Consider the following 13227-nt stretch of genomic DNA (forward strand, 5'->3'; position numbering starts at 1 on the left):
GATAGTGGAAATAATTTGTGTTGATGGTAAAATAAAGAAAAATGAATAAGGGTTTGAATCAACGCAGCGTAATTGTGAAAACAATGTCACCAATGCACTAATAGTCGCCTTGTCCATTTATGTTAATTTCAGGTTTCGCTGTTGTTTTATAGCAATGCCAGGAGGCCATAGCATGCTCACTTACTTATTAATGATTACTGGGGAAAAAGATAAAGAAAAATTTGAACTTATTTATGAAAAATACAGAAAGCTAATGTTTTATGTCGCCAATCAGATTTTGAACGATCCCTATATGGCGGAAGATGCTGTTCATCATACTTTTATCAAAATTATAGAAAACCTTGATAAAATCGAAGATGTCCATAGTCACAAAACCAAGAGCTATATTGTTACTATGGTGAAAAACCGCGCTATCAATTTGTATAACCAGCGTCAAAGACACACCATGATTCCCCTTGAAGAAATTAATTATAACTTGGCAGACGATATAACCAGCCATGAAGAACTGGATTACCTTACAAAAGCCATTATTCAATTGCCGGTTATTTATCAGGAAGTACTAAAGCTTAAATACGTTCAGGAATATTCAAACACGGAAATCGCTCAAATGCTGGATATCTCTGAAGTAACGATCAGAAAAAGATTGGAGCGAACCAAAAGAAAACTACAGGAAATTCTGGAAAAGGAGGACCATACAGATGAACTTTAAATTTAATGATGCGATGCTAAAAATTGCAGTTATTAAAGCTGATCTGTATGAACTAAATGCTTTGCCGTCCGATGACAATATAGACCATATGTTTTCACCGGAATTTGAAAGGAAAATGAAGGCGCTTATTCGTCAAAGCAAAAATAATAAATCAGTCAGCAGACGACATAGAAAGTTGGTCGCGATCCTTGTTGCCGCCATCATATTATTGTTTGGATCCGCAATGAGCGTATCGGCTGTACGGGAAACTGTCTTTAAGTTTATAACAGAGGTATATGAAAAATATACGCAGGTATCTTTTGAGAAAATGCAGTCTTCCCAGGCAACCAATGAAGAATTTACAGTCTATGCACCAAGTCAAATGCCCGCAGGGTTTGAGCTAATCAATGAGAATTTGAATGGCATCGTTTCGCTGGAATATGAAAAGGGAAATGACTATCTGAATTATGAGCAAAAAAAACTTGATAAGGTTTCCATGCAGATCAATACGGAAGGTATTGATCTGGAAGAACTGGAGTTTAACGGCTTGCCTGCTAAGTATTATTCCAATCAGGGAGTGCAAAACCTTATTTGGTATGATAATAATTATATGTATATGATATCCTCAACTTTAAACAAAGATATGGTCTTGGACATAGCTAAAAGTGTTGAACTTTATCAAAAGTAAAAAATTATGCTAAACCTTATTTATTTTTCCTTTCTGCTATGTAAGAAAGGTGTTCAAACGTGACTTTACTTGAACTTTTTTACCTGTCCAAAATATTTAAAAAAATATCCAAATAATGTCACAAAATCCTCCTTTGATTTGTTCTATTGTCATAGTAACAAAATAAAGGAGGATTTTTATGTTAACAAAAAAACTTGTATCGTTTGGAATCTGCATGTTGCTCCTGTTTTCGTTTTCAGCACCGCTGCTTGCGGCAAATGAAAGCCCTACGCTCACATCTCCAATAGGGGTGAGGTATGTCTACGTTAACAAGGCAAGCAGTACATTGTCGATTTCTTCTAATGGAACAGCCAGTATCAATGGTTATGTGCAAAAGACGCCTTCGGGCACGAGCATTCAACTTACATCAACTCTCCAGCGTTATTCAAGTGGATCATGGGCAACGGTAGCAAGTTGGTCAACAACTTCCGCATCATCCTCTGCTTCCATATCACAAACCTATACGGTTTACAGTGGTACGTACAGAGTGGCAACATCTTATTCAGTGAGCGGGCCAAGCGGCACGGAGTCGGGTACTGTTTACAGCACAACGGAGACTTATTAGGTTTTAATAAATTGTGGGGGTGATTCCGATGTTTTTCTGATTTATTAAGTGAAGATTGGTGAATGGTTATTATTAACGCTTGAGTTCAAGCAGGGTAGCCAATCAGAATGTTGTGCTACAGCAGACTTCTTATGCAGGGCCAAGTTTTGGCATAAGTTTAAGCTTATAGCTCTCCAATAATAATTATAAGGAGGATCGATTAAATGAAGTTCAATGTTTTAAAAAAAAGTATTGTCTCTTTTTTGGCTATTGGTGTTATTTTCTTACAAGTAGCAGCTCCAGTAAGCGCCGAAGTAGTTGTATCAGGAGCAAAATGGACAAATACAGTTACTGTAAGTGGTGTTAAATATTTAAATACTCCAGTAAACACAACATATTTAGCGACCAATTGGCAGACGCCAGGAAGTACAGCAGTAAGCAATTGGACCAATTATTCGGGCAGTTATGTGAAAGCCTCTGTTCAAAACAATTCGACTTCCAAAGTTGATTGTGCTTCTAAAGTAAGTGGGACTTGGTATAGTTGGGCTCCCGCCAATGCATATGCAATTACTAATATTCAAGATTCCTCCGGAGTTTGGGCGTATAATTTTAATACTGGGGCGTCAAACTCACTCGGAACAAGTTTTGTATATGCACAGATATATACCAATCCTATGTACGATAGTAATTCGGATTTAAGCCAAACAAGTAAAACTTATGTCTTAACACATGAAATAGGTCATACACAAAATCTAGGTCATACCCAAAGCCAAACAACTGCCTCGGTGATGCGTACAGGTTATGCATCTTACTCTTGGGCAAATTATGATAGACCTCAAGATTATGACCGAGCAGTTCTTGTTGCTCTTTATCAAACTTATCTCGGAAGATAATAATTAATTAAGGAGAGTTTATCTTATGAAAAGAAAAATAGCATGGGCAGTTCCCTTGGGGTTGGTTGCAGTATTATTTATTGCAGGGTTTGTCGGATACAATAAAACGTTGATATATAACAACAACCCTGATACAGCAAGTAAGATTATTGGCTCAGAAAGTATGATGATGAGCAGGCCGGAAGCAACAAAAATGGATGATTTGACGAAATACGCTGATTTAATCATTGTAGGAGAGGTCTTATCCGATGCGGTTGATAGTGAGATTGAATTTGATTTTCCAAATGAAGAATTAAAACAAAAGGCAATGGGAGAGTCAAGTGAGGTACCAAAAGTTGCTTTAGCGTGTTCTCAAATAAAAATCATAAAGACACTATACGGCGAATCTCAGCGTGACACAATTACATTGGCACAGGTCGGAAAAGCAGGTAACGATAACGGCGAAACAAAAGTCAAAAAAGGAGATAAAATGCTCTTAGTCCTTCAGCGGCATACTGATGATCCCAATAAATATTCATCAGTTGCAGTTGAAGATGGACTTTTTAAAATCTCCGAAGACAATAAAATTCTTTCACTATCAGATAATAGATTTACTTCGAGATACGATGATCGATCTTTAGATCTTTTGGTTAAAGATATGAATAAAGGAGCAAAGAAAAATAAGTAACTATAAGTGATTAGGGGCTGGTGCAGACGAAAAATTTATTCGTTTGTAATAGCCCCTTTTTGTTAGAAAATCAAGGGTTAGGAAGCCTGAGATGTCGGGATCTACTTATGGAAGATACTATGTAATACTGAAATGGGTGCCGCAATCTTGAAGAAAAATCAGTAACTAGGCACAACAGTAGGGTAGTCGTAATGTAAAAAAGTAAAACAGATGCAAGAATGCAATTGGTGGTAACATCATACACCCACTTACTTTGACCCGGATTCAGACGAAACTAATATAAATATATAGAAATAACCAAATTATGTCACAAAATCCTCCTTTGATTTGTTCTATTGTCATAGAAACAAAATAAAGGAGGATTTTTATGTTAACCAAAAAGCTTTTATCACTGGGAATCTGCATGCTAATCTTATTCTCATTCTCAACACCGCTACTTGCGGCGGAGGCGAACACATCATCCCCACTGGGGGTGAATTATGTTTACATTAACAAGGCAAGTAGTACACTGTCTATTTCTAATGGAACAGCCAGTATCAATGGTTATGTGCAAAAGACGCCTTCGGGCACGAGTATTCAACTTACATCAACTCTCCAGCGTTATTCAAGTGGATCATGGGCAACGGTAGCAAGTTGGTCAACAACTTCCGCATCGTCCTCGGCTTCCATATCACAAATCTATACGGTTTACAGTGGTACGTACAGAGTGGCAACATCCTATTCAGTGAGCGGGCCAAACGGTACGGAATCAGGCACGGTTTACAGTACAACGGAGACTTATTAAGGAAAAATTGTTATGCAGGGGGGTGAGTCCAGTGTTTTGTATATTTGTTAAATATAGACTGTAATATGCATAGCGTTGTCTGACAAATAAAAGGCCCTTGCATATCTCCCCTATCTTGAACCATCCAAACGATCATGATCGGTAGATATTTAAGAGCCCGTATCAAAATTATACAGGATTATAAAGCGAATGTAAATTTAAGATTAACTGCTATATAAAGGAGGAAGTATAAATATGTTAAAGAAAAGTGTTATTTCGGTTCTCTGCGCAACCCTATTATTAATCGGTATCCCAGGAAGTATTTTTGCTGCAAATGATGATTCTAACACGCCATTTCCGTCAACGAAGGTGGATCAGACTACTTATATGCCAGCAGATGTCGTAGCTGCACTCGATGCCACCAATACTGATTCAAATAAGTCCATTGCCCCAAATACTACTACGGGTGATCTTCTTACTGCCATAGTGTTGCCAAGATCAATGAATATCAATACTCCAAAAATTGATATGAAGAAAGTGCACGATACAAATCCTTTAGAAAAATTACAGAAAGAAAATCTTAAAAGTCACGGGTATAGTAACGAAGAAATCAAGGACATGGACGCAGGGGACTATAATGAAATAGAGAAAACATGGAGGATCTCTGAAAGCGACATATCTCTTTATAAGAGCTTTTTCCCTGAGCTTGAAAATGTTGATATCAGCAATTGGACCTATGGCGACTATTTGGCATACGATGAAGAAGCTGCTGCAAATGCAAATGTTTATGCCCCAACACCAGAACAGGCTACAGCTCTTGAGGCTAGAAATATCACTCTCAGTGATGCCAGAACGCTCTTGAAAGATTTCTACTCTTATGATGGTATTTTAGAACAAAGTGATGAAACTTTGAAAGAATATATCGAGGCTTACTATCAGTTCACTGTCGACAACATTTATGCACTTGCTGATATTAGCGAGAAAAAGAATTCAATAAAAAATACCCAGTCTATCAACACAGGTAAATTTACTGTTCAATATCAGGAAGAACCGGATCCTCTTCTGCAAGGAAACACATATCGATATGTTAGTTTTCCCGGAGGGTATGGGTACGATTGGTTCCATGAAGATGCCGGGACTCATGTGAGCCAGACGGTTCGTGATAACCAAAAAGCAGCTGTTGTAAAGGGATATAACAGGCTATACGGAGTATCAGGAACCACTTATACCTGTGGCAACTTATGGGGAACATGGTCCAAGAGCCAAGCAGGTGCGCATGAAGGAATCGACTATAATCGCGGTACAAATCCTACAATCTATACGATGGCTACAGGGTCTGTCTATTACTACTATAACAATGGCTCTACTAGAAGCCAAGTATGTGTAACTGATGCATCATATACGTATACCTATCTTCACATGGCAACAATAAATATTAAAAACAATGGTGTGGTAACTGGACCGACCTATCCATCTGGTGTTAACGTGACAGCAGGGAGCAGTTCTCTGGGAACCCAGGGGTCGGTAGGGAACTCCAGTGGAAACCATGTGCACTTTGAAGTTCATTCCGGCAGCACAATTGGCTTATTTGGAGAAAATGAGGATACACTATCCTGTCTTAATCCATATAACGCTATAAACCGATTCTAAAAAAGTTGTAAGTATTCTATTATACACCTTAAAATAATAAGTATTATCTGAATGATATTTAGGGGAGACCGGCATGAGCTTTTAGCTTGTTTCCCCTGTATCATTTCAATAAAAAAGAGAGGCTGGTGCAGTTATTGAGACGAGTGCTTATTCCATTTATACTCATTGCATTATTATTATACTCGGGTTGTAATAGCGCCCCTGCCACACAACAGGTTCCTCCTGATCAAACCGTTAATCAGGAGTCCCGAACATTCAGCAAAGGATTTACTTTGGAAAACCAAAGTGACCCCGAGTTAACGGATCGATCTTCAAACTACATTACCGAAGAATTTACCGGTATTCAGGGAGTAATTTGGAACCCTATACGTTTCCTGGATAATGATCGTTTCCTTTATTTGGCCACTAATATGGATAATACGGACCCGTGGATCTATTGCTATAACCTCAAAACTAAAAAAGCTGATAAACTATATCCATCCGAAGGCGGTTTCGGAAATTTGTTTATTCAGAATATTGATAGTTATTCTATGGTGGACAGCACTGCTCTGGTGTCAATTAAAAATAATCAGGTTAGCAATAAGGTTTTATTTGAGGACTGGAAACAGAAAAATCAACAATATAAAGCCTGTGATGCCATTGCCAATCCCCGTACCGGTAAAGTAGTTCTCGTGGACAATAATACAAAAAAGTGTACATTAACCGACTTGAATTTGGAAAAGGCAGTAGATTTGCCTTTTATGGGAGTGTATAGTGCTTGCTGGGCCGACGACAACAACATCATTTTTGGGGCCTTTGATAATTTTAAGGAGCGTCAGGGCAGTGCTGTCATTACATACAATATTCAGAACGAAGTGACAGCAAAAACCTATCTTGGGGATGACCAGGTTTTTGTTGGTCCCGGACGAGACTCCGATGATTATTGCGAGTTTGCGTACCAGGATGATTACCACGGCTCTCCGGGGGCTTTGGGGGTAATTGGCTATGCTCAAAATAAAATCATTTTTTTTGAATTTAAAAATATAGCAGATATGGACTTTCAATATCATTGGATCATTGCGGCAGCAACTGAGAAACCGATCGACTGGGAAGCGTGGGGGAGGACAACTGAGGGAACAGTACGCCTGTGCGTTTATGATGTGGCTACGAACGCCTATATTATTAGAGACAAGGCTTTACCCCGTCCGGCAGGAATGATCGTTTCACCGGATGGAAGGACAATCGTTTATAAAACCTTCGGGAAAGACTATATCAACCGGGAGAAATAATACTATCTTATATTTATTTATATATTCAGCTGGACAGTGATGATCTTGGGTCATCAAAGTCAGCAGCTCTTCTTTAGAATATGAACGATAAAGGGCAAACCTGTCCAAAGACAGGGACGCAAAGCCGTAGGGTCTAAGGTGCTTATCCGCACAATGACAGCCTGGCTGCCGAATGATTTAGAGCAATATATAAACCATGAATTTTATTAATGATTGTTCATACGCCATTGTAATTATTAAAACCTTCTGGAGATAAAAGGGAAATGATTAAAACAAAAAAATACAAGGTTTTATGTGGTATTCTCTTCCTGGTTATACTGGTAATCATCTTGGCGGCATGCGGGAATACTAATTCATTAAATGAAGGGGAAAATGTGATTTCTAAAGATAAAGATAATATTTCTTTAAAGATTAAAAATACAAAAAGCATCAGTATTCATGACATAGTCAGTAGCAGTAGCAACAGTATTGTCCATATCACAGACCCAGAAATCATCAATCAGATGGAGAGCTTATTCAACAAAGCCTCTTTTATCAAATGCACAGATAGCATACAAGCACCCCTCCTTTACATTAATTTTTCCAACGACAGTAGCTCAATCAGCTTTTTTGTTTACGCAAATGACATTGTAGATATTGACGGAACAAAATACAAATCGAAGGATATTACCTTCGATGCGATCAATATGTTTTATCTCAAGAAAAAATAGGGCTGCGCGCACATTTATAACATTTTCATACGACAAACATCAGTTTCAAGCTACTTACCGGGGCAATTCCCGGTTTTTCTTTTCTGTTTTCCGTAAGAGGCCGAGCATTTTTAGTATGCGACGGTTCATTTTTGCAGAGTTATATTGGTCCAAACAATTTAGAATTTCATGAGATAATTACAAAAAAATATCCAAATAATGTCACAAAATCCTCCTTTGATTTGTTCTATTGTCATAGTAACAAAATTAAAGGAGGATTTTTATGTTAACAAAAAAACTTGTATCGTTTGGAATCTGCATGTTGCTCCTGTTTTCGTTTTCAGCACCGCTGCTTGCGGCAAATGAAAGCCCTACGCTCACATCTCCAATAGGGGTGAGGTATGTCTACGTTAACAAGGCAAGCAGTACATTGTCGATTTCTTCTAATGGAACAGCCAGTATCAATGGTTATGTGCAAAAGACGCCTTCGGGCACGAGCATTCAACTTACATCAACTCTCCAGCGTTATTCAAGTGGATCATGGGCAACGGTAGCAAGTTGGTCAACAACTTCCGCATCATCCTCTGCTTCCATATCACAAACCTATACGGTTTACAGTGGTACGTACAGAGTGGCAACGTACTATGCAGTCAGTGGACCAGGCGGCACGGAGTCCGGCACTGTTTACAGTACAACGGAGAGTTATTAAGGTTTAGTTTGTATTAATTAGTAGGAAGCCCCCATATAGACGTTGGTAAAATATGAAATGGAGCTACTTCTTAAGTCAATACTCCTTTTGAAACTACAGGGAAAACTAATTTACTATATACACTATATTTTCTTAATAAATGTAAGGAGATATGATATCCATACATTTAAATACATGGATATCATACAAAGTATTTTAATTATGAAAGTAAATAAAAGATTTTCATGGGTTGCCATTAGTCTTGGAGTAGCATTTCTTGCTGTACTATTAATAGTAAATGTCAATACAGCATATTCGGACAGTAATAAATCTCAGGAAGAACTTGCATTTAAAGATAAGGCTGTAGAAATTATGAAAATAGATACCAATGTGGCCAAACCTGTGTATTTGCGAGAAGTATATGATGAAAGTATTGCTGAATTGAGTTCTGATATAAGATATAAATGCGTACATGCTCTTACTTCGTTATCGATGGACGGAACTCACAGAAATGGTGATTTCATGCCAGTATTCTTCATTGAAGGAAATGATAAAGTATCGATAGCAATTAAACACGACGACGGAACCCTAACCCTTGATGAATTTGATATATCGGGAAAAAATCCGGTTAAAACAAATCAAATAGTTAAGGAGCAGAATAATGATTGGTAGAAAGTTGAAAATTTCAATTTTAACATTGGCATTTACCCTATTATGTGCCAATGTTGCATTTGCCTTTAATTGGGGTTCGAGTGGTTGTTATTCTCGCCTCAGTAATCAAATTTATCAAGTATACGGTTATTCCGTTTAGTTATAATATAAGGAGTTTGAAGGTTCGGTTACGATATGTCGATATGGAGGCATTCTTTCTTTCAGTATTTGCCACGATTTATAATAGAAGGGTTTTTTGTCCTATGAAGAAAATAAAACTGATAATCATATACTTGTTAATCACGATTGGCTTTATTTTTAACGGAGAATTGTTCATTCTTTATCTGGATGGTTTTCAAGAATCCTATTACCAGTCAAGCTTTGATTTTGTTAACCGGGAAGCCGCTATAGAGGAAAAAGAAGTCATCCAGGATTTTAACGATGCGGGGAAGGCGTACGATGTCGATTTCTTCTTTGTGGACAGTACAATAATTTCGGCATACGCCAAAGAGATAACGATATTCGGCACGCCGAATGCCTTGAAAACCCTGCAAGCCAATGGTATTTTTGAAGGAAAGCATAACAGCCTTTTTATGGGAGAAACACAAGTTAGATATGCAGATTTCAATAATATTAAGACGATTGAAAAGTTCAAAGACTGTTATTACATAGGCGATCAATCCCAACAGGAAGCGATGCGCTTATTCAAAGCGAGCCTGGTAGGTAAATACGGAGGCGGACTCCCTAAATTGTTCAGTTCCGATAAAGAGACCTGGTTGAATCTATTGGCAGTTTGGTCTATTGTTTTTGGCTTGATCCTGCTGCTGACGATTTATGAAATCATCAGCCTGAAGAAGGAGATCATGGTGCGGATAACCCTTGGGGAGGATGTCAGAGCCGTTTTCGGCAGAAATGCATTGGCTGATATCGGTATCCTGGTTAGCGCGTTCATTAGCGTGCCGTTCATATTAAGCCTATTATCCAATTCCAATGTACTTTTTAAGATTCAAGCCCTGGCCTTGGTCTTTCTGGTGTTCATGCTTGCCAATACCCTGATCAATGCAGCCGTTTTGCGCGTTAACTTTAAAAAAGATATCGCCGCCAGACGCTCCGGCGGCGGACTACTTACAGCCAACTATATCCTGAAAACCATAACCACCATACTGACCATCATTGTCCTATCCAGTAATTTCGCCATACTGACGCAAGGATATCTGATGTATAAGCAAGGCGACTTCTTCTCCGAACATAAGGATTATAGTTACTATCAATTGAATTACAGGGTGAATAATCACCTAGGCAAAACAATATCAGATACCGAGACGATGAATCAAGAATTCTATAAACGATTTCAAAACTATTCCTTGCAATACAACGATTTAACAGCTAATTTCAGCAGCCCGTACCCTGTTATCTTAATCAATAGAAACGCCTTTGAAGAAATATCAAGAGTAAGCAATGCTTTGACAGCGACGGTCGAAAGCACCGACGACGATTATTATATTCTGATCCCGTCCGGTATATCGGAGGATTCTCAGGAATGTTTTATTGCGAAAGAAATGATCACCGCTTTTTTTGGAGAAAAAATTCTTTCAAGCGTTAAAACCAAAGTATATGACGGCAACATGAGTTTTGTGGGCATTCATAATCAGCCGAACAAGTACGTAAGCCGACCAATGGCGAACCCAATCATAATTTTCAATAATACGCTTCAACAAATTGATGAATATCAAGCAGGTAACGATATGTACTATGCCTATGATACGATGTACAATATCCCCGAACAGGACCTCAATCAGTTCATCGCGGAGTATCAGCTGTCAGATCAAATCAGGGTCAAATCCAATGCCCTGGATGTCTATGAACACAATTGGGCGATTATCTTACGCAATGTGAAATTAGTCGTTATTTTATCGATCTTCTTGCTGGCGCTTGAAATCGCGCTGATCAGTTTTATTATCAAACTTGAGTATCAGTTCAACGCTATGGAACTGGCGCTGAAAAAAGTACTTGGATACTCGCTTTTTGCCAGGAATATCCGGTTGATACGCCTCACTTTAGTCGTTTTTCTGCTGAGCGTAATGCTGGCGTTTTTGCTTAGAGGACTTTTGGGGATTGCCGAGGGGGCTGATCTCATCTGGGGAGGACTCATTTTGCTGGCGCTTGAGTCAGTATTTATCGCTAAGAAGGCAGGTACGATGGAAAAAGCCAATGTACCGGCAATTCTAAAAGGAAGGGTATTATGATTGAAGGAATTAATCTCACCAAAAAATTTGATGGGCTGACTCTATTTCAAGACTATAATTTTCTGATCGAAGACAAGGAATTCGTATGTTTTTTTGGCGCCAGCGGAACGGGGAAGACCACATTATTAAACATGATTGGTTTAATAGAGCCGATTGACGCCGGAAGTTTGAGAATTAACGGAATAGAGTACACTACGAATAAGCAAAAACTGGCGTATTATCGCTCTGTCGTCGGTTTTCTATTTCAGAATTTTGCGCTGATCGAGAGTAAAACAGTTGAACAAAACCTTGAGTTGATCAGGCAGGGCAGCCGCACGAATTATACGATTGAAGACGTGCTGGAAAGAGTCGGGTTAGAAAGTAAACTGCATAGTAAGGTTTATACACTGTCCGGCGGAGAGCAGCAGCGCGTAGCGTTGGCTCGTTTATTTCTTAAAAAATGCGATATCATTTTAGCGGATGAACCAACAGGATCGCTGGACGCCAAAAACGCTCAAATCATTATGGATATTCTACTTTCGCTGAATGCCGAAGGTAAAACCGTCATTATCGTGACACATGATCAAAAAATTAAAGATAAGGCACGAAGGGTTATCGAACTATAAATTTTGATTTGAACGTATGCTAAGGCAACGTCATTTATAAGTCAATATGTTTCGGTTAATCTCCATTGCGTATTAGAGCAAACATGTTGCGTCTGTTTAAGACGTTGTGAATAGTGGGCCATTATTCAACCGATCATGCTGATATGAGATTTCAACATCACTGGATCATAGCGGCAGCAACTGAAAAACCTATTGATTGGGAAGAATGGGGAAGTACAACTGAAGAAACAGTATGCTTGTGCGTCTATGATGTTGCCACAAATTCCTATGTTGTTAGGGACAAGGATTTACCCCGTCCTGCCGGAATGATCATTTCGCCGGATAGCAAAACAATTGTATATAAAACCTTTAGGGGGAATTATATCAACCAGAAAAAATAAAACGTACAGCACAGTGCGCTGTTGCTTCATGTTATTTTGAATATGGAAACGAAAAGGGCAAACCTGCCTAAAGGCAGGGACGCAAAGCCGCGGATCTAAGGCATTTTTTGGTGCTATGACAGCCGGGTTGCCGTCGAGGCATATTGCTTAGCCCTTTTATGCGGCTATTTTTTTTGTTAGGACGATAAGGAAGAGTTTTAATTCTATTGCATTAGTATGACAATTTTTATTACAAGGTATAACTGAACTATGTAGTATGTACATGATGCAAATAGTTTTGCTTACAACAGAAAACAGTTAAAAAATCTTATTCGTAATATGCTGTTTCGTTTCCAGTAGAGTTTTCACCATAGCCGTCACAATTCTAAGGTCACGCTCATCACACAAACTAAGAAGCGGGATCAACTGTTCTCTTTCAGTATTCGTGCATTTATTTTCTGGGAAAAAGATCGTATCCGTAGATATCTTTAGTTCCCGAATGACTTGAAAAAGAATTTTATAGCTGGGTTTTTGATTCTCATTTTCAATGGACATAAGGTAGCGCGGCGTTATATGTATCCGTTCCGATAACTGGTCGCGTGTAAGGCCTTTTGCTTTGCGGGCAGTTTTAATAATCCCGCCCAGTCTGTCAAAATCATTGTGATTCATTAGTTCACCTCCAATATCAGTTTACAGTTCCTGTTTGAATGAAAAAACGAGTTACTGCATCTATTTATACAGGAACTAGCAGAACACATTTTATTAAGAGATCGCATTAATGGATTGGCA

General features: G+C 38.6%; 14 protein-coding genes and 2 riboswitches. Of the genes, 13 read left to right on the forward strand and 1 reads right to left on the reverse strand.

From position 1 onward, the window contains the following. The first annotated feature begins 172 nt into the window (after positions 1 to 172). The 13 genes from DEHRE_RS02020 (at position 173) to DEHRE_RS02080 (ending at position 12459) form a co-directional block, all read left to right on the forward strand. On the forward strand, positions 173 to 709 hold the full coding sequence (locus tag DEHRE_RS02020) for an RNA polymerase sigma factor (RefSeq protein ID WP_025205166.1): 537 nt from the start codon (positions 173 to 175) through the stop codon (positions 707 to 709). Beyond that, positions 699 to 1376 (forward strand): DUF4367 domain-containing protein, encoded by a 678-nt coding sequence (locus tag DEHRE_RS02025; protein ID WP_025205167.1) that lies wholly within the window; start codon positions 699 to 701, stop codon positions 1374 to 1376. The genes DEHRE_RS02020 and DEHRE_RS02025 overlap by 11 nt, the downstream gene beginning before the upstream one ends. Before the next feature lie 178 nt (positions 1377 to 1554). Next, positions 1555 to 1980 (forward strand): hypothetical protein, encoded by a 426-nt coding sequence (locus DEHRE_RS14280; protein WP_167539423.1) that lies wholly within the window; start codon positions 1555 to 1557, stop codon positions 1978 to 1980. 203 nt (positions 1981 to 2183) lie between these two features. Then, positions 2184 to 2852, forward strand: a complete 669-nt coding sequence (locus tag DEHRE_RS02035) for a M10 family metallopeptidase domain-containing protein (RefSeq protein WP_025205169.1) — start codon at positions 2184 to 2186, stop codon at positions 2850 to 2852. A gap of 25 nt (positions 2853 to 2877) precedes the next feature. Further along, a complete protein-coding gene (locus tag DEHRE_RS02040) occupies positions 2878 to 3519 on the forward strand; it encodes a hypothetical protein (RefSeq protein WP_025205170.1) in 642 nt (213 codons plus the stop codon). Positions 3520 to 4537: 1018 nt separating this feature from the next. Further along, positions 4538 to 5932 carry a M23 family metallopeptidase gene (locus tag DEHRE_RS02050; RefSeq protein WP_025205172.1) on the forward strand — a complete coding sequence of 465 codons (1395 nt, stop codon included), beginning with the start codon at positions 4538 to 4540 and terminating at the stop codon, positions 5930 to 5932. A 410-nt stretch (positions 5933 to 6342) separates the two neighbouring features. Further along, the gene (locus DEHRE_RS02055; RefSeq protein WP_242837014.1) at positions 6343 to 7200 is read left to right on the forward strand and encodes a hypothetical protein; all 858 of its coding nucleotides are present in this window, start codon (positions 6343 to 6345) and stop codon (positions 7198 to 7200) included. 83 nt (positions 7201 to 7283) lie between these two features. Further along, a riboswitch (cyclic di-GMP riboswitch) is annotated at positions 7284 to 7373 on the forward strand. A 90-nt stretch (positions 7374 to 7463) separates the two neighbouring features. Further along, a complete protein-coding gene (locus DEHRE_RS02060; protein WP_025205174.1) occupies positions 7464 to 7910 on the forward strand; it encodes a hypothetical protein in 447 nt (148 codons plus the stop codon). A 262-nt stretch (positions 7911 to 8172) separates the two neighbouring features. Further along, the gene (locus tag DEHRE_RS14290; protein WP_167539424.1) at positions 8173 to 8598 is read left to right on the forward strand and encodes a hypothetical protein; all 426 of its coding nucleotides are present in this window, start codon (positions 8173 to 8175) and stop codon (positions 8596 to 8598) included. Between the two features lie 174 nt (positions 8599 to 8772). After that, entirely contained in the window at positions 8773 to 9249 is a 477-nt protein-coding gene (locus DEHRE_RS02065) for a hypothetical protein (RefSeq protein ID WP_038603490.1), read from the forward strand. A gap of 242 nt (positions 9250 to 9491) precedes the next feature. After that, a complete protein-coding gene (locus DEHRE_RS02070; RefSeq protein ID WP_025205176.1) occupies positions 9492 to 11474 on the forward strand; it encodes a hypothetical protein in 1983 nt (660 codons plus the stop codon). Further along, positions 11471 to 12079 carry an ATP-binding cassette domain-containing protein gene (locus DEHRE_RS02075; RefSeq protein WP_025205177.1) on the forward strand — a complete coding sequence of 203 codons (609 nt, stop codon included), beginning with the start codon at positions 11471 to 11473 and terminating at the stop codon, positions 12077 to 12079. Before DEHRE_RS02070 ends, DEHRE_RS02075 begins: the two co-directional genes overlap by 4 nt. 143 nt (positions 12080 to 12222) lie before the next feature. Then, a complete protein-coding gene (locus DEHRE_RS02080; RefSeq protein ID WP_144284032.1) occupies positions 12223 to 12459 on the forward strand; it encodes a hypothetical protein in 237 nt (78 codons plus the stop codon). Positions 12460 to 12505: 46 nt separating this feature from the next. Then, positions 12506 to 12594, forward strand: a riboswitch (cyclic di-GMP riboswitch). A 162-nt stretch (positions 12595 to 12756) separates the two neighbouring features. Here the strand turns inward: DEHRE_RS02080 and DEHRE_RS02085 are convergent. Next, entirely contained in the window at positions 12757 to 13107 is a 351-nt protein-coding gene (locus DEHRE_RS02085; protein ID WP_025205179.1) for a helix-turn-helix transcriptional regulator, read from the reverse strand. Positions 13108 to 13227 lie beyond the last annotated feature (120 nt).

Source organism: Dehalobacter restrictus DSM 9455, from assembly GCF_000512895.1.
GTDB classification, from domain to species: Bacteria; Bacillota; Desulfitobacteriia; order Desulfitobacteriales; family Syntrophobotulaceae; genus Dehalobacter; species Dehalobacter restrictus.

Coding starts and splice junctions, on each gene's coding strand:
- DEHRE_RS02035 (WP_025205169.1), top strand. CDS start 2,184: ATGAAGTTCAATGTTTTAAAAAAAAGTATTGTCTCTTTTTTGGCTATT.
- DEHRE_RS02075 (WP_025205177.1), top strand. CDS start 11,471: ATGATTGAAGGAATTAATCTCACCAAAAAATTTGATGGGCTGACTCTA.
- DEHRE_RS02070 (WP_025205176.1), top strand. CDS start 9,492: ATGAAGAAAATAAAACTGATAATCATATACTTGTTAATCACGATTGGC.
- DEHRE_RS02085 (WP_025205179.1), bottom strand. CDS start 13,107: ATGAATCACAATGATTTTGACAGACTGGGCGGGATTATTAAAACTGCC.
- DEHRE_RS02040 (WP_025205170.1), top strand. CDS start 2,878: ATGAAAAGAAAAATAGCATGGGCAGTTCCCTTGGGGTTGGTTGCAGTA.
- DEHRE_RS02065 (WP_038603490.1), top strand. CDS start 8,773: ATGGATATCATACAAAGTATTTTAATTATGAAAGTAAATAAAAGATTT.
- DEHRE_RS02055 (WP_242837014.1), top strand. CDS start 6,343: ATGGATAATACGGACCCGTGGATCTATTGCTATAACCTCAAAACTAAA.
- DEHRE_RS02020 (WP_025205166.1), top strand. CDS start 173: ATGCTCACTTACTTATTAATGATTACTGGGGAAAAAGATAAAGAAAAA.
- DEHRE_RS02060 (WP_025205174.1), top strand. CDS start 7,464: ATGATTAAAACAAAAAAATACAAGGTTTTATGTGGTATTCTCTTCCTG.
- DEHRE_RS14290 (WP_167539424.1), top strand. CDS start 8,173: ATGTTAACAAAAAAACTTGTATCGTTTGGAATCTGCATGTTGCTCCTG.
- DEHRE_RS02025 (WP_025205167.1), top strand. CDS start 699: ATGAACTTTAAATTTAATGATGCGATGCTAAAAATTGCAGTTATTAAA.
- DEHRE_RS02080 (WP_144284032.1), top strand. CDS start 12,223: ATGAGATTTCAACATCACTGGATCATAGCGGCAGCAACTGAAAAACCT.
- DEHRE_RS14280 (WP_167539423.1), top strand. CDS start 1,555: ATGTTAACAAAAAAACTTGTATCGTTTGGAATCTGCATGTTGCTCCTG.
- DEHRE_RS02050 (WP_025205172.1), top strand. CDS start 4,538: ATGTTAAAGAAAAGTGTTATTTCGGTTCTCTGCGCAACCCTATTATTA.